Raw genomic sequence first — 20,642 nt, forward strand, 5'->3', positions numbered from 1 at the left:
GCGCTGCCCGAGGAGCCCGCCTTGAGCGATCGGCCGCCCCTGCCCCCGTTCACCCGTGAGACCGCCGCGCAGAAGGTCCAGGCGGCGGAGGACGCCTGGAACACGCGCGACCCGGAGAAGGTCGCCCTCGCCTACTCGGAGGACTCCGTCTGGCGCAACCGGGACGTCTTCGTCACCGGCCGCGCCGAGATCGTGGCCTTCCTGACCGACAAGTGGAGCCGCGAGCTGGACTACGCGCTGCGCAAGGAGCTGTGGGCGTTCGAGGGCAACCGCATCGCGGTGCGCTTCCAGTACGAGTGCCACGACGTGCACGGGCAGTGGTGGCGGTCGTACGGCAACGAACTGTGGGAGTTCGACGCGCACGGTCTGATGACGCGGCGCGAGGCGAGCATCAACGACGTGCGGATCGACGAGCACGAGCGCCGCATCCGGGGCCCGCGCCCCGACAGCGAACGCGGACGCCCCTTCCCGCTGCGCTGAACCGCGGCAGGCGCCGTCGGTGACCGGCGGCGCACCGCGCGTCGGTGCTCCGCCCGTCCCGCGCCCGGCCGGACCCGGGTCCGGCCCGACCCGGGCGGAAGGCCTCGGCCCGCCACTGGTCCAGCAGGCTCAGCGCGAGCCGCCGTTCGGCGACCGCCCGCGGGTCCTCCGGCTCCGGTGGCCGCAGTGTCAGGTTCAGGTCGCCGTGCAGCACCCCTACCTGGATCAGGTACTCCGCCGTGCCGTTGACGACCTTGTTGCTGATGTACGGCCGCCCGCCGCCCTCGTCGCGACCCCTCATGCCCCCAGCCCCGTGCTGACCGGCTCCCACTGTACTGAGCTGCCGCCCCGTTCGTTCCCCGTACGGCACGCGCGGACACCGGAAGCCGGTGGCGGGGGTCTGGTCTGGTCTAAGCCGGTTTGGCTCGGCCTGGTCAGTGGACGACGTCGAAGACGTTCTTCTGCAGGCCGTTGGCGTAGACCTCGTGCTCGACCAGCCTCAGCCGCTGGGCGTCCTTGTCCGTGGTGCTGAACAGGCGCTTGCCCGCGCCGAGGAGGAGGGGGAAGACGAGCAGGTGGTAACGGTCGATCAGGCCCGCGTCCGACAGGCTCCGGTTCAGCGTGGCGCTGCCGTGGACGATGATCGGACCGCCCTCGGTCCGCTTCAGGGCGGCGACCTCGTCCAGGGAGCGCAGGATCGTGGTCGGGCCCCAGTTCCCGGCCAGGTCCTGCTCGGCGAGGGTGGTGGACACGACGTACTTCGGCATCGCCTTGTAGCCGGCGAATTCCTCCATGTCCGGCCAGACGGGGCTGAACACCTCGTAGCTGACCCGGCCGAGCAGCATGGCCTCGGCCTCCTGCTGCTCGCGTCCCTTGATCTCGTACGCCTCGGGAAGGAAGTCGACCTCCTTGAAGGTCCATCCGGCGTTGCGGTAACCGGGTTCGCCGCCCGGGGCCTCCACGACGCCGTCGAGCGAGATGAAGGCGGTGCTGATCAGGGTGCGCATCGGTGCTCCTCGGGGTCTGCGGCGCCGCTCGGTCCTCGCGCCGCGCTCGTGTCATGACAGCAGACCGCCGCGCACCGGAAAACTCATCGGCCGCCCGCCGACCGCCGGCCGCACAGGGCAGGCGGCCCCCGGGCAAGCAGCCGGACTCGACAGCCAAACTCAACAGGCAAACTTGCAAGATTGCCTGTCGAACTCCTACCCTGGGCCGCATGGACACACCCGACCGCTCCCGGTCGGCGGAGGAGCTGATGGCCGTGGTGTCGCAGCTCAACCGCCGGATGCGGGCCGCCTCCCCGGAGGGCGCCCTCACCCCCTCGCAACGCATCGTCCTGGGCCGCCTGCACGACGGCCCCGCCACCACCGCGGCGCTCGCCCGGGCCGAACACGTACGACCCCAGTCGATGCGGGTCACCCTGGGCGTGCTGGAGGAGTCCGGGCTGGTGGAGCGCAGCCCGCACCCGACCGACGGCCGCCAGGTCGTCTTCTCGCTCACCGAGGCCGGGCGCCGGCGGCTCGGGGCGCTGCGGCAGGCCAAGGAGACCTGGCTGGCGGACGCCATCGCGGCCCGGCTCGACGCCGAGGAGCAGCGCGTTCTCGCGCACGCGATCGAGCTGATGAAGCGGTTGGTGCGGTCGTGACACGCACCGGTTCCTCCCCACGCGCGGGGGCGGTGCGGCCCTCCCGCCCGAAGGCCGGCGCCGAGCCGGGTGCCGGGTTCGGGCCGCGGCTCATCACACCGTTGCTGCTGGGCTCCGTGCTCAACCCCGTCAACTCCACGATGATCGCCACCGCGCTGGCGTCCATCGGCTCCGATCTGCACGTCGGCGCCGCCCGGACGGCGTGGCTGGTGGCCTGCCTGTATCTGGCGAGCGCGATCGGCCAGCCCGCCATGGGGCGGCTGGCGGACCTCTTCGGGCCGCGCCGGGTGTTCCTCTCCGGTCTGGTGCTGGTCTGCGCCGCGGGCCTGGTCGGCACGTTCCTGCCGACACTGGGCTGGCTGATCGTCTCCCGGGTGCTGCTGGGCTTCGGCACCTCGGCCGCGTACCCGGCGGCGATGGCGTTGCTGCGGGCCGAGTCGCAGCGGCTGGGGCGGGAGACCCCGCGCCCCGTGCTCGGCCTGCTGTCGCTGGCCGGGCTGTCCAGCGCCGCCGTCGGCCCGGTGCTCGGCGGGCTGCTGACGGCCACGCTGGGCTGGCGGGCGATCTTCGCGGTCAACATACCGCTGGCCCTGACCGCGCTCGTCCTGGCGGTGTGGTGGCTGCCGGCCGACGCGCCGGCCCGCGACCGGGCACCCGCACGCTCGGGAGCAGTCGCGGGCGGGGACGCGCGGACCGGAGCGGCGCGGGCCGCGGACGAAGACGCACGCCACCCGAGGAGCAGGGTCGCCTCGCTCGATCCGCTGGGGATCGCGCTGTTCCCCGGCACGCTGGTGACGGCGATGCTGTTCCTGCTGCGCCTGGACCGGCCGCTGTGGTGGCTGCTCCCGCCGGTCGCGGTCCTGGGCGGGGCGCTGGCGTGGTGGGAGCGACGCCGTACGGCTCCGTTCATCGACGTGACCATGCTGACCCGCAACCGCGCGCTGGCGACCACGTATCTGCGGCACGGCACGGCGTACCTGATCATCTACTGCGTGATGTACGGCTACGCGCAGTGGCTGGAGGACGCGCACGGCCTGTCGTCCTTCACGGCGGGGCTGGTGATGCTTCCGATGTCGGCCGCGGCGGCCGTCTGCTCGCTGCTGGGCGCGCGGACGAAGGGCATCCGGGCCCCGCTGACGGTGGCCGCCGTGCTGCTGGCCGCGGGCAGCGGCCTGCTCCTGCTCACCGGTCACCACGCGTCGACGGCCGTGCTGCTGTCGGCCGCGGTGCTGTTCGGGCTGCCGCAGGGGCTGACGTCCACCGGCAACCAGGCCGCCGTCTACGCCCAGGCGCCGGCCGGCGGCATGGGCGCGGCGGCCGGGCTGCAGCGGACCGCGCAGTACCTCGGCGCGATCACCGCCGCCAGTCTGATCGGCCTCTTCTACGGTCCCCGGGCGACCGACGGCGGCCTGCACGACATGGCCGCCGTGACCGGGCTGCTGAGCGTGGTCCTGGTCCTGCTGACCGTGGGCGACCGGGCCCTGCGGGCCGGGCGCCGCTGAGCGCGCCGCTCGCCCGCGCTCTTCACCGCACACGGCTCGCCGAAGAACAACAGCACCTCTATAAGTGCTGTTACGATCCGGCGCATGCCTGATCGCCCTGCCCTCGACCCCCCCCGTGACAGCCTCTGGCGGCCGCTGCGGCTGCTCCAGGCCGCCATGGACGCCGACATCGCCCGCCTGTACGCCGAGCGGCAGATCGACGGGCTCAAACCGAGCTACGTCATGGAGTTGCTCCGCCTGCACGCCCGCGGCCCCATGACGATCAGGGAACTGGCCGAGTCGGTCGAGCGCACGCATTCGGCCCTCAGCCAGAAGGTCGCGGCGATGCGCGCGGCAGGCTGGGTGGAGACCGTCACCGGTGACGACGCGCGCACCAAGAAGGTGACGCTCACCGACAGGGCCCGCCGTGTGGCCGACCGCCTGGCCGCGGAGTGGCGGGCCACCGAGGCGGCCCTCGCCGACCTGGAGGCCGAGATCCCCTACCCGCTCTCCCGGGTGGTCACCGACATCGAGCGCGCCCTGGCGCGCAAGAGCTTCCACGACCGCATCGCCGAGAGGCTGGCGGAGGACCCTGCGTGGGCCGAGGAGCCCAGCAAGGGTGAGGCGCCCGGCAGCGACGAGAACCCCGGCCAGGGCGAGGGGCCGGGGACGAGGGGCCCGGCATGAGGCTGAGGCACACGTTGCTCGACGTCACGCCGCTGCGGACGTCGCCGGCGTTCAGACGGCTGTGGATCGGCCAGTCCCTGTCCGGGCTGGGCGGCCAGATGACCCTCGTGGCGGTGCTGGCCCAGGTCTGGCAGAGCACGCGGAGCACCACGTGGACCGGCGCGGTGGGGCTGGCGCAGGCGGTGCCGGTCATCGCGATCGGGCTCTTCGCCGGGTCGATCGTGGACCGCGTGGACCGGCGGCGGTTCTACCTCCTCACCACCGTCGGGCAGGCCGCGTGCTCGCTCGTGCTCGCCCTGCAGGGGTTCCTGGCCCCGCTCCCGGCCGCGGGAGTCCTCACGCTCGTAGCCGTCCAGTCCTGCTTCGTCGCCGGCGGCGGCCCGGCCTCGCGCGCCTTCGTCCCGCACCTGCTGCCCGGTCACCGGCTGGCCGCTGGACTCACCCTGAACCGCATCGCCTTCCAGGGCGCCATGCTGGCGGGCCCCGCTCTGGGCGGCCTGCTCGCCGGCGGGCTCGGCGTCGGCGGCTGCTACCTGATCGACGCCCTCACCTTCGCCGCCGCGTTCCACGGCGCGCTCGGTCTGCCCCGGATGAAGCCCGGCGACGAGCCGGCCCGTCCCGGTCTGCGCGGAGTGCTGGACGGCCTGGCCTTCCTGGTGCGCACACCGGTGATCCGCGGTGCGCTGCTGACCGACCTGGCCGCCACCGTGCCGGCGATGCCGGTCAGCCTGTTCCCCGTGGTGAACGCCGAGCGGTTCGGCGGCGATCCGCGCACGCTCGGGTTGTTCCTCACCGCCGTCGCCGTCGGCGGGGTGGCCGCGTCGGTGCTGTCCGGGACGTTCACGCGACTGCCCCGTCACGGTCCGGTCATGCTCGCGGGGGCCGCCGTGTGGGGCGCGGCCCTGGCCCTGTTCGGCATGGTGCACGATCCGTGGGTGTCCCTGGCCTGCCTCGCCGTGGCGGGCGCCGCCGACACCGTCTCGGTCGTCTCCCGCGGCACGGTCGTCCAGACCCACACCCCCAGCGAGCTTCTGGGCCGGGTCGGCGCGGCCGAACAGATCGTCGGGCGGGCCGGGCCGGACGTCGGCAACCTGCGCGCAGGGCTCGTCGCCGACGCCACCTCCGCGTCGGCGGCCCTCGTCAGCGGCGGCCTGCTCTGCCTCGGCGTCGTGGCGCTGGTGGGCGCCACCACGACGGGTCTGCGCCGGTCCCCCGCTCCCGCCGCCGGCACGTCGAGCGGTACTTAGCCCGGTGTCAGAAGGCCTCGCCGGGAAACCCGTCCGGAGCCGAGGGTGCCCGTCCCTCGTCGTCACCATGCTCCGTCAGGTGCCCGAGGGGGCCCACGCGCTGACGGCGAAACGGCTGCCGTCGCGCCGGACCTCGGCGGCGCCGGCACCGGCGAAGTGCGCGGGCACCACGAGTTCGCCCGCGTCCGCGGCGCGTTCGAGCACGCTCAGGCGCGTCGCCGCGGCCTGGCGCGGGTCCTCGCAGAAGCAACTGCTGCATCCGGGGTCGATGATCTGTACCGGGCTGTGCAGCAGGTCGCCCACGAACACGGCGCGGTCGGAGCCGGAGGACAAGCGGACGACGCAGGAGCCGGGGGTGTGGCCCGGCGCGGGCTCCAGGGCGAGGTTGCCGTCGATCCGGTAGGAGTTCTCCCACAGCACGGCACGGCCGAGGACGGGCGCGATGCTGTCGGCGTAGACGAGCAGGCTGCCCTGGCGGCGGCGTCGCTCGTGGTCGTCACGGGGCTTGCGCCGGCGGTGGGCGTTGCGGGGGTCGAAATAGCTCTGGTCGGCCCGCGGGATCAGGTAGGTGGCGTTCGGGAACGTCGGCGTCCACTCGCCGTCACGCAGCCGGGTGTTCCATCCGACGTGGTCGTAATGGATGTGCGTGTTGATCACGATGTCCACCTGCTCGGGACGGACGCCGGCCTGTGCGAGGCGGTCCAGGAAGTCCGTCGCCAGGTGGTCGAACAGCGGGATCTGCGGCCGGTCGCGGTCGTTGCCGATACCGGTGTCGACGAGGACGACCTTGCCCTCGCTGCGCAACACCCAGGTCTGCACGGCACCGCGGTACATGTCGGTCCGCGGGTTCCAGTGATCGGGCACCAGCAGCGACGCGTTGTCCTGCCAGATCCCGGGAGCGCTGTCCGGGACGATGAACCGGGCGGGGGCGATCTCGCCTTCCCATTCGACCACTTTCGTGATCTCGACCTCGCCGAGCTGAAAACGTTGCATACCGCCACGCTATGGCGCCCTGCTGCGCGGACCAATGCGTGATCGACTCGGATCCTTGCGCATTCGTCTCACTGCGCGAGCGGTACGGTGAGAGCCGTGGACGTGCTCAGCGATGTGATCACCGCCATGCGCACCGGCCGCCCCGCCTCCAACCGGGCCCGTGTCGCCCCGTCCTGGTGCTTCCGGTTCGACCGCTACGACGGCGCCGGGTTCCACGTGCTGCTGCGGGGCACCGGCTGGCTGGTACCGGAGCGCGGAGCGCCCGTGCCGCTGGACGCCGGCGACATCGTCCTGGTGCCGCACGGCAGTGCGCATGTGCTGTCCGACGCGCCGACGGCGCGGGGCGCGGTGCCGTTCGACGCCGTGGTGGACGACCCGGCGGGCCGGACCGAGTTCGTCTGCGGCAAGTACCGGCTCGACCGCTCCCGGACGCATCCCCTGCTGGCGGAGCTGCCCGACGTCGTCCACCTCCCGCACCGGCTCGGGCACCACCCCGACCTGCGGGCCGCCGTCGACCTGCTCGCCCGGGAGACGACCGGCGACCGGCCCGGCCGGGACGCCGTGGTCTGCGGGCTGCTGGATCTGCTGCTCGTGTACATGGTGCGCGCCTGGTTCGACGACCATCCGGGGAGCGGCTGGCCGAGGGCGCTGCACGACAGCGAGGTCGCCGCGGCTCTGCAGGCGCTGCACGGCGACCCGGCCGCGCCGTGGCGGCTGGAGGACCTTGCCGCCCATGTCGGCGTGTCCCGTGCGACGCTGGCGCGGCGGTTCACGGCCCTGACCGGACAACCGCCCATGACCTACCTGACGTGGTGGCGGATGACCACCGCGGCCCACCTGCTCCGGGAGACCGACCGGCCGCTCCCCGCGATCGCGCGCGAGGTCGGCTACGGCTCGCCGTTCGCCTTCTCCCACGCCTTCAAGCGCCACTTCGGCCTGACTCCGGGCCGCTACCGCGCACGCACGGATCCGAAGGCTGCTGAACCTCGGATGTCAAGCAGCGACGCGCCGACACTTCCGCGCGATCCGGGGATCCGCGGGGTGAACGCCCGTCAGGAGATCACCTTGACGGACTAATTGTCCGTCAATCACACAAGTTCCGCGTGCATTTGACGGGTCATCAGGTCTCAGCGAAGGCGCCGACCCGGCCTCCGGGTACCCCGATCGGCCCTCGAGGGGCAATTTTCCCCTCCGCCCGAAATGACAGCTTCGAAGCGATATGAGTACGTTCATCACGCGTCGGCTGCCACAGCCGATCTCTCTCCGACTCGAGACAGGAGAAGCAGTGCCATGATCATGACCCGTTCCCACGCGATCACCGCGGGCATCGCGGCCGCCGCGGCACTGACCGCGACCGGCATCACCTACGCCCGCGCCGTGGAGAAGCAGCACGCCAAGGGCAAACTCACCGCCCGCGAGCGCATCGAACTCCTCCTGGACGAGGGCTCCTTCGTCGAGCTGGACGAGTTCGCCCGCCACCGCTCCACCAACTTCGGCCTGGAGGCCAACCGCCCCTACGGCGACGGCGTCGTCACCGGCTACGGCACCGTCGACGGCCGCCCCGTCGCCGTGTTCTCCCAGGACTTCACCGTCTTCGGCGGCGCCCTGGGCGAGGTCTACGGCCAGAAGATCGCCAAGGTCATGGACTTCGCCCTCAAGACCGGCTGCCCCGTCATCGGCATCAACGACTCCGGCGGCGCCCGCATCCAGGAAGGCGTCGCCTCGCTCGGCGCCTACGGCGAGATCTTCCGCCGCAACACCCACGCCTCCGGCGTCATCCCCCAGATCTCCCTCGTGGTCGGCCCCTGCGCGGGCGGCGCGGTCTACTCCCCCGCCATCACCGACTTCACCATCATGGTCGACCAGACCAGCCACATGTTCATCACCGGCCCCGACGTCATCAAGACCGTCACCGGCGAGGACGTCGGCTTCGAGGAACTGGGCGGCGCCCGCACCCACAACACCGCCTCCGGCGTCGCCCACCACATGGCCGCCGACGAGAAGGACGCCATCGACTACGTCAAGCAGCTGCTGTCCTACCTGCCCTCCAACAACCTCTCCGAGCCCCCCGTCTTCCCCGAGGAAGCGGACCTGACCGTCACCGACGAGGACCTCGAACTCGACACCCTGGTGCCGGACTCGGCGAACCAGCCCTACGACATGCACACCGTCATCGAGCACCTCCTCGACGACGGCGAGTTCTTCGAGACCCAGCCGCTGTTCGCCCCGAACATCCTCACCGGCTTCGGCCGCGTGGAGGGCCACCCGGTCGGCATCGTCGCCAACCAGCCGATGCAGTTCGCCGGCTGCCTGGACATCGACGCCAGCGAGAAGGCCGCCCGGTTCGTGCGCACCTGCGACGCCTTCAACCTGCCCGTGCTCACCTTCGTCGACGTCCCCGGCTTCCTGCCCGGCGTCGGCCAGGAACACGACGGCATCATCCGCCGCGGCGCCAAACTCATCTACGCCTACGCCGAGGCCACCGTCCCCCTGATCACCGTCATCACCCGCAAGGCCTTCGGCGGCGCCTACGACGTCATGGGCTCCAAGCACCTGGGCGCCGACCTGAACCTGGCCTGGCCCACCGCCCAGATCGCCGTCATGGGCGCCCAGGGCGCCGTCAACATCCTGCACCGCCGCACCATCGCCGACGCGGGCGAGGACGCCGACGCCACCCGCGCCCGCCTCGTCCAGGAGTACGAGGACACCCTCCTCAACCCCTACATCGCCGCCGAACGCGGCCACATCGACGCCGTCATCACCCCCTCCGACACCCGCGCCCACATCGCCCGCGGCCTGCGTCACCTGCGCACCAAACGGGAAACCCTCCCCCCGAAGAAGCACGGCAACATCCCCCTCTGACCGCCAGGGAATCCCACATGACGATCAAGGTCGTACGAGGCAACCCCACCCCCGAGGAACTGGCCGCCGCCCTGGCGGTGGTCAGGGCGCGCGCCGCGGCGGCGGCCGCCCTGCCGTCCGGCGCGCCCGTCCCGCGGGACTCCTGGGCCGACCCGGCCCGCATCGCCGGCCGCCGCGTCCCGCGGCCCGGGCCGACGGCGTGGGCGCGCACCTACTGGCCGAGCTGAGCCCCGCGCCGGCCGCCGGGCCGGCCGACCGGCGCACACGCGGCGGGCGCCCGGGCCCGCGCGGCAACTTGAGTACGCGTACTCAGGCGCCCGCCCCGCCCGCCGCCGGACCATCGAAGGCATGCTGTGGTCCGACCCCGAGAACGAGCCGCCGAAAGAACTGCGCGACATGCAGACGATGCTGCGGCGGCTGGGCGTCCTCGTGGCCGCGGCCATGGTGCTGGCGATGTCCGTCATCGGGCTGAGGTGACCTCCGCGTGCCACAGGGCCTCCGTCCCGGGGTGACCTCTGGTTCCCCGGGAGCCGCCCGGGGGTGGCTCTTGGTTGCCCGGGATCGGCCCCGGGGTGGCCCCTCGCCTCCCCACGGGTCAGCCCTGAGGGTGACCGGAGGAAGGTGAGGGGTGCGGCCCGGCGCCGATACGCTGAACGCATGACTGACCAGCCGCGCCGCCGACTCGTGCTCGCCTCCCAGTCCCCCGCCCGGCTCGGGTTGCTCCGCCAGGCCGGGATGGACCCCGAAGTGGTCGTCAGCGGGGTCGACGAGGACGCCGTGACCGCCCCCACGCCCGCCGAGCTGGCGCTCGCGCTCGCGGAGGCCAAGGCGTCCGTGGTGGCGGCCCGCCCGGAGGTCCAGGGCGCCCTGGTGATCGGCTGCGACTCGGTGCTCGACCTGGACGGCCAGGCGCTCGGCAAGCCGGCCGACGCCGAGGAGGCCACCGCCCGCTGGAAGGCGATGCGGGGGCGGGCCGGGACCCTGCAGACCGGGCACTGCGTGTGGGACACGGTCAGCGGCCGCTACACCTCGGCGACCGCCTCCACGGTGGTCCACTTCGGCGAGCCTACGGACGAGGAGATCGCCGCGTACGTCGCCTCCGGCGAACCGCTCTACGTCGCCGGCGCCTTCACCCTGGACGGCCGTTCGGCCCCGTTCATCGACCGCATCGACGGCGACCACGGCAACGTCATCGGCCTCAGCCTGCCCCTGCTGCGCCGGCTGCTGGCGGAGCTGGGCGTCGGGATCACCGAGCTGTGGGCGCCCGTCGAGGGCGACTGAGCAGGGGTCAGGGGGTGCTGGGCTCGGCCGGCGGGGTGACGGGCTCGGGCGCGGCGTCGTCGGGCCCCGTCTCCTGGGCGTCGTAGGTCATCAGCAGCAGCACGACGAGCCCGAGCACGACGACCATGAACAAGAACGCCTCCCAGCCCACCAGCCCCCAGGCGAACGCGCCCAGCAGCCCGTGCACCACGGCCGCGCTGATCAGCAGGACGCGCCCGAGGCCCGCCGGGCGGCGGTCGCGCAGGGCGACCAGCAGGGCGGCCAGGCCGCACAGGGCGAAGTAGAGGCCGAAGACGACCCCGCCGACCTTCGAGGACGTCGACATCACGTTCGGGTCCAGGCCGGCCAGGGACATCCGCTGCCGGTGCACGACGTCCCCGAGGAGCCAGTTCACCGCCGCGAAACCGAACGCCTCGGCGAAGAGGATCACCGCCACCACCCACGCCACCGGTCGGCGCACCACCGGCCCCACCCACTTTCGATCACGGCTCCGTCAGAAGTCGTGTTACCGCGAGTACCGTTCGACAGCGGGAACGCTACCGATGGGTAAACCAGGGGACAAGGGTCCTGCGAACGGCAAAGATTCGTTGGGCCATTCGTAGGATCTCCACAAAGAAACGCGGTGGGCCGCAGCACGCTCTCACAGAGACCTCGACCACGCCGGAAAGCTAGGGTTTCCCCGAGGAGCCCTGCGTACCGCCGGTGCGACAAGGGCTTTCGCGGGTCGAGCAAGCCTCGCATCACGCTCCGTGTGGGCAAGCTCACCATTGGGGACGGGTCGAAGTGCCGTGTCGGCAGTCCCTAAACTCGGCTTGTTTCAAGGAGGGAGCCTCAATCGTGCGCAAGGTGCTCATCGCCAACCGTGGCGAAATCGCTGTCCGCGTGGCCCGGGCGTGCCGGGACGCCGGGATCGCGAGCGTGGCCGTCTATGCCGACCCGGACCGGGACGCTGTGCATGTCCGCGCCGCGGATGAGGCCTACGCCCTGGGCGGTGACACCCCGGCCACCAGCTACCTGGACATCGACAAGGTCCTCAAGGCCGCCAAGGAGGCCGGCGCGGACGCCGTCCACCCCGGCTACGGCTTCCTCTCGGAGAACGCCGACTTCGCCCAGGCCGTCCTGGACGCGGGCCTGATCTGGATCGGCCCGCCCCCGCAGGCCATCCGCGACCTCGGCGACAAGGTCGCCGCCCGCCACATCGCCCAGCGCGCCGGCGCCCCCCTGGTCGCCGGCACCCCCGACCCCGTCTCCGGCGCCGACGAGGTCGTCGCCTTCGCCCGCGAGCACGGCCTGCCCATCGCGATCAAGGCCGCCTTCGGCGGCGGCGGCCGCGGCCTGAAGGTCGCCCGCACCCTGGAGGAAGTCCCGGAGCTGTACGACTCCGCCGTCCGCGAGGCCGTCGCCGCCTTCGGCCGCGGCGAGTGCTTCGTCGAGCGCTACCTCGACCGGCCCCGCCACGTCGAGACCCAGTGCCTGGCCGACAAGCACGGCAACGTCGTCGTCGTCTCCACCCGCGACTGCTCACTGCAGCGCCGCCACCAGAAGCTGGTCGAGGAGGCCCCCGCCCCCTTCCTGTCCGACGAACAGCTCGCCGAGCTCTACCGCGCCTCCAAGGCCATCCTGAAGGAGGCCGGCTACGAAGGCGCCGGCACCTGCGAATCCCTCGTCGGCCAGGACGGCACCATCCCCTCCCTCGAGGTCAACACCCGCCTGCAGGTCGAACACCCCGTCACCGAGGAAGTCGCCGGCATCGACCTCGTGCGCGAGATGTTCCGCATCGCCGACGGCGAGGAACTCGGCTACGACGACCCGCCGCTTCGCGGCCACTCCTTCGAGTTCCGCATCAACGGCGAGGACCCCGGCCGAGGTTTCCTGCCCGCCCCCGGCACCGTCACCCGCTTCGACCCCCCTTCCGGCCCCGGTGTCCGCCTCGACGCCGGTGTCGAAGCCGGCTCCGTGATCGGCCCCGCCTGGGACTCCCTGCTCGCCAAACTCATCGTCACCGGCCGCACCCGCAAGGAGGCCCTCCAGCGCGCGGCCCGCGCGCTGGACGAGTTCCAGGTCGAGGGCATGGCCACCGCCATCCCCTTCCACCGCAAGGTCGTCCGCGACCCCGCCTTCGCCCCCGAGCTGACCGGCTCCACCGACCCCTTCACGGTCCACACCCGGTGGATCGAGACCGAGTTCGTCAACGACATCAAGCCCTTCACCGCCCCCGCCGACACCGAGGCGGAGGAGGACACCGGCCGCGAGACCGTCGTCGTCGAGGTCGGCGGCAAGCGCCTGGAGGTCTCCCTGCCCTCCTCGCTGGGCATGTCCCTGGCCCGCACCGGCCTGGCCGCCGGCGCCAAGCCCAAGCGGCGCGCCGCCCGCAAGTCCGGGCCCGTCGCCTCCGGCGACACCCTCGCCTCCCCCATGCAGGGCACCATCGTCAAGATCGCCGTCGAGGACGGCCAGGAAGTCCAGGAAGGCGACCTCGTCGTCGTCCTGGAAGCCATGAAGATGGAACAGCCCATCAACGCCCACAAGGCCGGCACCATCAAGGGCCTCACCGCCCAGGTCGGCGCCTCCATCACCTCCGGCGCCGCCATCTGCGAGATCAAGGACTGACCACCCACCCACAGCACCCCAGGCGCCCGGCGGACGCCCTCCGCGGACCGCGCCCCCGGCCGCCCGCTCACCCGTGCGCGGCCCGCAGTGCCGCCCCGAGCACCCGCGGGGCCCGGACCAGCGACGGCCCGTACCACGTCAGGTGCCGCCCGCTGACCAGCGCGCACGGCAGGTGCGGAAAGGCTTCGGGGCCGTCGTCCGCGGTGAAGCGGTACGGCTCGTCCGGCAGTACCACGAGATCCGGGGCGGCGGCCCTCAGCTCCTGGAGCGGGACGCGCGGATACCGCCCGTCGTGGTCGGCGTACAGGGGGGCGACGCCGAGGCGGGCGAGGACGTCACCGGCGAAGGGGTCCCGGCCCAGCACCATCCACGGCCGCCGCCACACCGGCACGACCGCGGTCCTGCGGCGGGCCGGCTCCGGCAGCCGCGACCAGGCGGCCTCCGCCTCCTCCAGCCACCGGGGCGGCCCGGCGGCGCCGCAGGCGGCCAGCACCCGGGTCAGCTCCGTGAAGGCCTGCGGCAGGCCGCGCACCTCGGTCACCAGCACCTCGATCCCGGCCGCGCGCAGCGCGTCGAGGGCCGGGGCGCGGTTCTCCTCCTCGTTGGCGACCACGGGGTCGGGGGCGAGGGCGACGATGCGGTCCACCTTCGGGTTCTTGGGGCCGCCGGCGCGCACCACGTCCAGGTCCGCCGGGTGGCTGCACCAGTCGGTGGCGCCGACGAGGACGCCGGGCAGGGTCGCGGCGACCGCCTCGGTGAGCGAGGGCACCAGCGACACCACGCGCATCAGCGCCTCCGGTCCTGCACCGCCTCGATGTGCTCGGCCACGGCGACCACGACGACGCGGGTCTCCGGCACGGTGGCCCGCCAGCGGTGGCGCACCCCGCCGGTCAGGTACATGGTGTCGCCGCGCGCCAGGCGGTAGGCGCGGCCCTCGGCCTCGATCTCCACGCCGCCGTCGGCGACGTACATCAGCTCGTCGTTGCGGTGCTGGAACTCGCGGCCGGCCTCGTGGTCACCGGTGAACTCGGAGGCGTGCAGCTGATGGTGGCCGCGCACCAGGGAACGCACCCGCGGTTCGCACTCCGGCCCGGCGGCCTCCGCCCGCACGACGTCCACGCTGCACGCCGGGTCGGCCGCCGCCAGCAGCTCCACGGCGGTGGTCCGCAGCGCGTCGGCGACCTTTTCCAGGGAGGTCTGGCTAGGGCGGGCCCGGTCGTTCTCGACCTGGCTGAGGAAGGGCACCGACAGGCCGCTGCGCTCGGCCACGACGGCGAGCGTGAGGGAGAGCGCACGGCGCCGCCGCCGCACGGCCGCGCCCACGCGCAGGGACTGCTCTTTGTGGTCGCCCATCGGTCCGGCTCCCTCCCTCGCTCGTCGTTCGGTCCGCTGTGTCCCGCGCCCGCGTCCGGGCGCGGGTCTCCTGATGACTTCTCTGCACCCTACGCATGTTCGGCAAACCGTTTCATGCCGCCGTCACATCCGGTGACGCCTCCTGGTGGGCCGACCTCATGGTTTCGCGCCAGTCGATCGGGTCCTTCCGGAGTCGTACCGTGCCCGCGGGGCGGGTGCCGGCGCCGCAGGGCCGCCGTCGCGCCGACGGCCGGGGGGGTGAGGGTGGCTCTCCGTGGTTGGCCGGATTCGTACCGGCGCAACGCCTCCGACGTGAACGTCACCACAACGGCGTGCGGGCCGCAGATGTTCCCTCAGGCAGCGGCCGATGCGCAAGGGGGCGGGCCCGCGCGGCCGGGACGGCGCGCGGGCCCGCCCCCAAGGACGGGGGGGGCAGGCCATGCCGCGGGCATGCGCCGCCCCACGTCCGGGGGCTGCTTCAGCCAGGCGTCGACCGCCTCGTCCTCGTGGCCCTGGCCGCGCTCGTTGATCTCGCTCTCCAGGCTGCCCAGCTCCGCCTCGCTCATCCGGAAGTTCTTGATCCACCGGGTGAGCTGCGGGTACTGCTCGGGGAAGCTCTTGCTGGAGACGGTGCGGATGGTGTTGCCCACGCCGAAGAGCTTCTTGTCGTCCTTCAGCTTGGCCAGGTCGTAGCGGCTGTACGCCCAGTGCGGCGACCACAGCCCCACGGCCACGGGCTGCTTCTTGGCGTAGGCGCGCTTGAGCTCGGCGAGCATCGCGGGCGTGGAGCCGTCGACGACCTTGTACTCCTTGTCCAGGCCGTAGCCGGGCAGGCCCTTGTTCTTCAGCAGGTTCATCTCACCGGTGCCCGCCTCGATGCCGATGATCCTGCCGTCGAACAGGGACGCCTTGCCCTTGAGGTCCTCCAGGGACTTCACGTCCTTGACGTAGGAGGGCACGGCGATCTCCAGCGAGGTCGGCCGGTACCAGGTGCCGAGGTCGGTGAGTCTGTCCTTGCTCTTGTCCCAGTAGTTCTTCTGGGCGTACGGCAGCCAGGCGTCGAAGTCGAGGTCGATGTCGCCGCCGGCCAGGCCGGTGTAGACGGGGCCGACGTCCATCTGCTTCAGGTTCAGCTTGTAGCCGCGGCGCTGCAGGACGGTCTTCCACAGGTGGGTGACGGCGATGTCCTCGTCCCAGGGGAACCAGGCGACGTTCAGTGTCCGCCCGGCCTCGGCCGGCTCGGCGGTGGAGCCGCCGGAGACCGGGGCCAGCTTGTCGACCATGCCGGGGTTGTCCTTCAGCCAGGGGCGCACGGCGTCCTGCTGGCGGCCCCTGCCGGCCTTGTTGATCTCCGCCTCCAGGCTGGTGAGCTGCTTCTCGTCCAGCTTGAAGTTCTTCAGCCAGCCGGCGACGACCGGGTTGTCGGAGGCGAAGCCCTTGCGGGCCAGGCTGTGCACGCCGTCGCCCTTGCCCCAGGCGCCCTTGGGGTCCTTCAGCTTCTTCAGGTGGTAGTCGCTGTAGGCCCAGTGCGGCGACCAGAGCGTGACGACGATCGGCTCCTGCTTGCTGTAGGCGCGCTTCAGCTCGGCGAGCATCGCGGGCGTGGAGCTGTCGACGACCTTGTACGTCCCGTCCAGGCCGTACGCCTTGAGGACCTTGCTCTTGAGCAGCGCCATCTCGCCGGCGCTGGACTCGATGCCGGTGATCTTCCCGCCGAACAGGGCGGCCTTGCCCTTGAGGTCGTCCAGCGAGTCGACGTCCTTCATGTACGCCGGGACGGTCAGCTCCAGCGAGGTCGGGCCGTACCAGGAGCCCAGGTCGTCGAGCTGCTTGCCGTACTTCTTCCAGTACTGGGCGTGGGTGGTCGGCAGCCAGGAGTCGGTCTCGAAGTCGACGCTGCCCTGGGCGAGCGAGGTGTACAGCGGTCCGGCGTCGAACTGGCGGGCGTCCACCCGGTAGCCGCGCTGTTCGAGGATCTCCTTCCACAGGAACGTGGAGGCGACGCCCTCGTCCCAGGGGATGTAGCCGATGCTGATCTTCTTGCCCTTGCCGACGTTCTGGCCGCCGGAGGCGGCGGAGGAGGAGGCCCCGCCACCGCCGAAGACACCCATGCCGCCCGCGACCAGCGCGAGGACGACCACGCCGACCACGGCGATCTGCGGCCGCAGCCGGTAGGACCAGATCTTCAGGCCCTTCAGCGCCTGCGCCTTGGCGGCGGCACGCCGGCCCAGCGGCGAGACCTGGGAGCCCAGGGCGCTGGTCATGCGGTCCAGGTAGATCGCGAGGATCACGATGGCGACGCCCGCCTCGGAGCCGAGGCCGACGTTGAGCTGGCCGATGGCCTCGTTGACGTCGCCGCCCAGGCCGCCGGTGCCGACCATGCCGGCGATCGCGGCCATGGACAGGCCGAGCATGATCACCTGGTTGACGCCGGCCATGACGGTGGGCAGGGCCAGCGGCAGCTGGACGCGCAGCAGGGTGTTGCGGGGCGTGGTGCCGAACGCCTCGGCGGCCTCCACCAGCTCCCGGTCGACCTGGCGGATGCCCAGCTCGGTCATGCGCACGCCGGGCGCCAGCGCGAAGATCAGCGTGGCGACGATGCCGGCGGAGGCGCCGGTGCCGAAGAACAGGATGGCCGGGATGAGGTAGATCATCGCCGGCAGGGTCTGCATGAAGTCCAGCACCGGCCGCACCATGGCGCTCACCCGGCTGGAGCGGGCCGCCCAGATGCCGACCGGCACCGAGATCACCAGCGCGATGACGGTGGCGACCAGGACGAGCGAGAGGGTCACCATCGCGTCCGACCACAGCTCCATGGAGTCGATGAAGGCGAACCCCACGAAGGTGAGCACACCGGCCAGCGCCCCGCGCAGCCACCAGGCGAGCACGGCGAGGATGCCGGCGAGCAGCAGCGGCTCGGGTGCCTGCAGGACGGCGTCGATGCCGTCGTAGGCGCCGGTGAAGACGGTCTTGAAGAAGTCGAACAGCCAGGACATGTGGTCCAGCAGCCAGTCGACGGCGGTGTTGACCCAGTCGCCGAGCGGGATCCTAGGCATGGGCCACCTCCTTCTCGCCGCCGTTGTCCTGACGGGTGTGGCAGGTGGCGGGCGCGCTGCTCGGCTCGTCGCCGAGGAAGCCGACGAGCCGCTGCCGCGGGACGACGCCCACGACGGCATGGCCGCGGTCGACGACGGCGACGGGGTGGCTCAGCCGGGCGCTGATCGCGCACAGTTCGGTGAACGGCGTGTCCGGCGCCGCGGTCGGGCAGTCGCAGTCGGCCTCGTCGCCACGCACGTGGCGGTCCATGACCGCCTCCGCGGTCAGCACCCGCGAGCGGTCGACGTCCTGGGTGAAGGAGGCGACGTAGTCGTTGGCCGGGCGCAGCAGGATGTCCTCGGCGGAGCCGGTCTGCACGATGCGGCCGTCGCGCATGACGGCGATGCGGTCGCCCAGGCGCATGGCCTCGTTGAGGTCGTGGGTGATGAAGACGATCGTCTTCTTCAGGGTCTTCTGCAGCTGGAGCAGCTGGTCCTGCATGTCGCGGCGGATCAGCGGGTCCAGGGCACTGAAGGACTCGTCCATCAGCAGCAGGTCGGCGTCGGTGGCCAGCGCGCGGGCCAGGCCCACGCGCTGCTGCATGCCGCCGGACAGCTCGTCGGGCCAGGAGCCCTCCCAGCCGGCCAGGCCGCACAGGGCGAGCGCCTCGTCGGCGCGGCGTTCGCGCTCGGCGCGGGGCACGCCCTGCACTTCCAGGCCGTAGGCGGCGTTGTCGCGGACGCTGCGGTGCGGGAAGAGCGCGAAGTGCTGGAACACCATGCTGATCTTCCGGGAGCGGACGTCGCGCAGCTCGCGGTCGGTGAGCGCGGTCAGGTCCTGCCCGGCGAACCGGACGTGGCCGGCGGTGGGCTCCAGCAGCCCGTTGAGCATCCGCAGCAGGGTCGACTTGCCGGAGCCGGACAGCCCCATCACGACGAAGATCTGGCCGGGGTCCACGGTGAACGAGGCGTCGATCACGGCAGCCGTGGTGCCGTCGGCGCGCAGATCGTCGCGGCCGGCTCCCTGCCGCAGCCTTTCGACCGCCTCGTCCGGTCGTCTGCCGAACACCTTGTACAGGTGCTCGGCCTCAAGCATGGCTGACACACGTACCTCTCACCTCGGGGACAGGGGCACGACGCGAAGGGTTGGTAACAGTTGAATTACGCAACCACTTTCGGTCTGGGGCCGCGCCTGCCCAAGGCCCCTTGAGGCAAACACAAAAGTGGTCCGGTTCACACCCTCTCGACCGGTTCCCCCACAGACGGACACTCCGCCCGCACGGTCCCCGCCCACTCGGTCACCGTGCGTCCCCCCTCGACCGGCCGGTGACTGTCAGTGGCGTAGGGCATGATGCGAGGCGTGACCGGACGACTGATGCTCCTCGACGCCGCCTCGCTGTACTTCCGCGCCTACTTCGGCGTCCCGGAGTCGGTCAAGGCCCCCGACGGCACCCCGGTGAACGCCGTGCGCGGGCTGCTCGACTTCATCGACCGCCTGATCAAGGACCACCGGCCCGATCACCTGGTGGCCTGCATGGACGCCGACTGGCGTCCCCGGTGGCGGGTGGAGCTGATCCCCTCCTACAAGGCGCACCGCGTCGCCGAGGAGCACCCGGGCGGCCCGGACGAGGAGCAGGTGCCGGACACCCTCTCGCCGCAGGTGCCGGTGATCGAGGCGGTCCTGGACGCGATCGGCATCGCCCGCGTGGGCGTGGCGGAGTACGAGGCGGACGACGTGATCGGCACCTACACGGCGCGCGCGGCGGGCCCGGTCGACATCGTCACCGGCGACCGCGACCTGTACCAGCTGGTGGACGACGCGCGCGGGGTGCGCGTGCTGTACCCGCTCAAGGGGGTGGGCACGCTGCAGACCACCGACGAGTCGCTGCTGCGCGCCAAGTATGGGGTGGACGGCAGCGGGTACGCGGACCTGGCGCTGCTGCGCGGCGACCCGAGCGACGGACTGCCGGGCGTGCCCGGCATCGGGGAGAAGACCGCGGCCAGACTGCTGGACCGCTTCGGCGACCTGGCCGGGATCCTGGCGGCCGTCGCCGACCCGGCCTCGGGGCTCACGCCGTCGCAGCGCAAGCGGCTGGACGAGGCGCGGTCCTACCTCGCGGTGGCGCCGAAGGTCGTGCGCGTCGCCACCGACGTGCCGCTGCCGGACGTGGACACCGCGCTGCCGCACACCCCGCGCGACGCGGTGGCGCTGGACGCGCTCGCCTCCCGCTGGGGCCTGGGCGGTTCCCTGCAGCGGCTGCTGGCCACGCTGGCGGAGTGAGGGCCGGCACCGACACGCGCTCACGAGGTCATCGGGCAGGAAGGAGGTGTCCAGTGAACGGAGATGCTAACTTAGGTAAGCCTAAGCAGGGTGAACTGGAGGCCGTCATGGCAGAACGTCCGGCGCGCAAGCCGCGCAAGGCCCGCACCGCTCAGGTGATCCGCACCGAACGGCTGACCCCGCACATGCAGCGCGTGGTGCTCGGCGGCGACGGCCTGGCCGACTTCTCGGCGGACACCTGCACGGACCACTACGTGAAGCTGCTGTTCCCGGCCGAGGGGGTGACCTACCCCGAGCCGTTCGACATGGAGCGCATCCGCGCCGAGTTCCCGCGCGAGCAGTGGCCGGTGACCCGGACCTACACGGTGCGCGACTGGGACCCGGAGCACCGCGAACTCACCCTGGACTTCGTGCTCCACGGCGACGAAGGCCTGGCCGGCCCCTGGTCGGTGCGGGTGCGGCCGGGCGAGACCGTCCGGTTCATGGGACCCGGTGGCGCCTACGCCCCCGACGCGAGCGCCGACTGGCACCTGCTCGCCGGTGACGAGAGCGCCCTGCCCGCGATCGCCCGCGCCCTGGAGGCGCTGCCCGAGGGCGCGGTGGCCCACGCGTTCGTGGAGGTCGCCGGGCCCGAGGAGGAGCAGAAGATCGACTCCGATGTCGAGGTGGTCTGGCTGCACCGCGGCG

19 protein-coding genes and 1 pseudogene are annotated in these 20,642 nt (G+C 72.2%); 13 read left to right on the forward strand and 7 right to left on the reverse strand.

The window, feature by feature from the left end; translation table 11 throughout:
- Positions 1-21: 21 nt before the first annotated feature.
- Positions 22-480: a nuclear transport factor 2 family protein gene (locus GV126_RS07505; protein ID WP_159663823.1), complete on the forward strand. Its 459-nt coding sequence runs from the start codon at positions 22-24 to the stop codon at positions 478-480.
- Between the two features lie 434 nt (positions 481-914).
- Here GV126_RS07505 and GV126_RS07510 read toward each other — a convergent pair whose 3' ends face one another.
- Positions 915-1,487 (reverse strand): dihydrofolate reductase family protein, encoded by a 573-nt coding sequence (locus GV126_RS07510; RefSeq protein ID WP_159663825.1) that lies wholly within the window; start codon positions 1,485-1,487, stop codon positions 915-917.
- 209 nt (positions 1,488-1,696) lie between these two features.
- Between GV126_RS07510 and GV126_RS07515 the strand changes: the two genes are divergently transcribed.
- The 4 genes from GV126_RS07515 to GV126_RS07530 all read left to right on the forward strand — a co-directional run bounded on the left by GV126_RS07515 (position 1,697) and on the right by GV126_RS07530 (position 5,540).
- Positions 1,697-2,125: a MarR family winged helix-turn-helix transcriptional regulator gene (locus tag GV126_RS07515; RefSeq protein WP_159663827.1), complete on the forward strand. Its 429-nt coding sequence runs from the start codon at positions 1,697-1,699 to the stop codon at positions 2,123-2,125.
- Positions 2,122-3,627, forward strand: coding sequence for an MFS transporter (locus GV126_RS07520; RefSeq protein WP_438947830.1), 1,506 nt, complete (start codon positions 2,122-2,124; stop codon positions 3,625-3,627). The genes GV126_RS07515 and GV126_RS07520 overlap by 4 nt, the downstream gene beginning before the upstream one ends.
- 84 nt (positions 3,628-3,711) lie before the next feature.
- Positions 3,712-4,293, forward strand: coding sequence for a MarR family winged helix-turn-helix transcriptional regulator (locus tag GV126_RS07525; RefSeq protein WP_236569921.1), 582 nt, complete (start codon positions 3,712-3,714; stop codon positions 4,291-4,293).
- The gene (locus GV126_RS07530) at positions 4,290-5,540 is read left to right on the forward strand and encodes an MFS transporter (protein WP_159663829.1); all 1,251 of its coding nucleotides are present in this window, start codon (positions 4,290-4,292) and stop codon (positions 5,538-5,540) included. Before GV126_RS07525 ends, GV126_RS07530 begins: the two co-directional genes overlap by 4 nt.
- 75 nt (positions 5,541-5,615) lie before the next feature.
- On the opposite strand, the gene GV126_RS07535 is transcribed toward GV126_RS07530, so the two are convergent.
- Complete coding sequence (locus GV126_RS07535; RefSeq protein ID WP_159663830.1) at positions 5,616-6,533, reverse strand: MBL fold metallo-hydrolase; 918 nt, start codon at positions 6,531-6,533, stop codon at positions 5,616-5,618.
- Between the two features lie 96 nt (positions 6,534-6,629).
- Here GV126_RS07535 and GV126_RS07540 point away from each other — a divergent pair, with 96 nt between their 5' ends.
- The 5 genes from GV126_RS07540 to GV126_RS07555 all read left to right on the forward strand — a co-directional run bounded on the left by GV126_RS07540 (position 6,630) and on the right by GV126_RS07555 (position 10,676).
- A complete protein-coding gene (locus tag GV126_RS07540; protein WP_159663832.1) occupies positions 6,630-7,610 on the forward strand; it encodes an AraC family transcriptional regulator in 981 nt (326 codons plus the stop codon).
- A 213-nt stretch (positions 7,611-7,823) separates the two neighbouring features.
- On the forward strand, positions 7,824-9,395 hold the full coding sequence (locus GV126_RS07545) for an acyl-CoA carboxylase subunit beta (protein ID WP_236569922.1): 1,572 nt from the start codon (positions 7,824-7,826) through the stop codon (positions 9,393-9,395).
- A 17-nt stretch (positions 9,396-9,412) separates the two neighbouring features.
- Positions 9,413-9,622, forward strand: coding sequence for an acyl-CoA carboxylase epsilon subunit (locus GV126_RS07550; RefSeq protein ID WP_159663834.1), 210 nt, complete (start codon positions 9,413-9,415; stop codon positions 9,620-9,622).
- 121 nt (positions 9,623-9,743) lie between these two features.
- Positions 9,744-9,872 carry a morphogenic membrane protein MmpB gene (gene mmpB / locus GV126_RS37125; RefSeq protein WP_268977400.1) on the forward strand — a complete coding sequence of 43 codons (129 nt, stop codon included), beginning with the start codon at positions 9,744-9,746 and terminating at the stop codon, positions 9,870-9,872.
- 180 nt (positions 9,873-10,052) lie between these two features.
- Positions 10,053-10,676: a nucleoside triphosphate pyrophosphatase gene (locus tag GV126_RS07555; RefSeq protein WP_159663836.1), complete on the forward strand. Its 624-nt coding sequence runs from the start codon at positions 10,053-10,055 to the stop codon at positions 10,674-10,676.
- A 7-nt stretch (positions 10,677-10,683) separates the two neighbouring features.
- On the opposite strand, the gene GV126_RS07560 is transcribed toward GV126_RS07555, so the two are convergent.
- Positions 10,684-11,139 (reverse strand): hypothetical protein, encoded by a 456-nt coding sequence (locus tag GV126_RS07560; protein WP_159663838.1) that lies wholly within the window; start codon positions 11,137-11,139, stop codon positions 10,684-10,686.
- Positions 11,140-11,513: 374 nt separating this feature from the next.
- Here GV126_RS07560 and GV126_RS07565 point away from each other — a divergent pair, with 374 nt between their 5' ends.
- Positions 11,514-13,286, forward strand: coding sequence for an acetyl/propionyl/methylcrotonyl-CoA carboxylase subunit alpha (locus tag GV126_RS07565; protein WP_159663840.1), 1,773 nt, complete (start codon positions 11,514-11,516; stop codon positions 13,284-13,286).
- Between the two features lie 67 nt (positions 13,287-13,353).
- On the opposite strand, the gene GV126_RS07570 is transcribed toward GV126_RS07565, so the two are convergent.
- The 4 genes and pseudogenes from GV126_RS07570 to GV126_RS07585 form a co-directional block, all read right to left on the reverse strand.
- A complete protein-coding gene (locus GV126_RS07570) occupies positions 13,354-14,073 on the reverse strand; it encodes a helical backbone metal receptor (RefSeq protein ID WP_159663842.1) in 720 nt (239 codons plus the stop codon).
- The gene (locus tag GV126_RS07575; protein ID WP_159663844.1) at positions 14,073-14,639 is read right to left on the reverse strand and encodes a helix-turn-helix domain-containing protein; all 567 of its coding nucleotides are present in this window, start codon (positions 14,637-14,639) and stop codon (positions 14,073-14,075) included. The genes GV126_RS07570 and GV126_RS07575 overlap by 1 nt, the downstream gene beginning before the upstream one ends.
- Before the next feature lie 449 nt (positions 14,640-15,088).
- Positions 15,089-17,695, reverse strand: a pseudogene (locus GV126_RS07580) (ABC transporter permease/substrate binding protein); the annotation flags it as partial.
- On the reverse strand, positions 17,688-18,779 hold the full coding sequence (locus GV126_RS07585; RefSeq protein ID WP_159663848.1) for a quaternary amine ABC transporter ATP-binding protein: 1,092 nt from the start codon (positions 18,777-18,779) through the stop codon (positions 17,688-17,690). The pseudogene GV126_RS07580 and the gene GV126_RS07585, both read right to left, overlap by 8 nt.
- Positions 18,780-19,049: 270 nt before the next feature.
- Here GV126_RS07585 and GV126_RS07590 point away from each other — a divergent pair, with 270 nt between their 5' ends.
- Positions 19,050-19,955, forward strand: a complete 906-nt coding sequence (locus GV126_RS07590) for a 5'-3' exonuclease (RefSeq protein WP_185947615.1) — start codon at positions 19,050-19,052, stop codon at positions 19,953-19,955.
- A gap of 107 nt (positions 19,956-20,062) precedes the next feature.
- On the forward strand, positions 20,063-20,642 hold a 580-nt coding region (locus GV126_RS07595), incomplete at its 3' end, for a siderophore-interacting protein (protein ID WP_159663852.1).

Source organism: Streptomyces mexicanus, assembly GCF_902506575.1.
GTDB lineage: Bacteria > Actinomycetota > Actinomycetes > Streptomycetales > Streptomycetaceae > Streptomyces > Streptomyces mexicanus.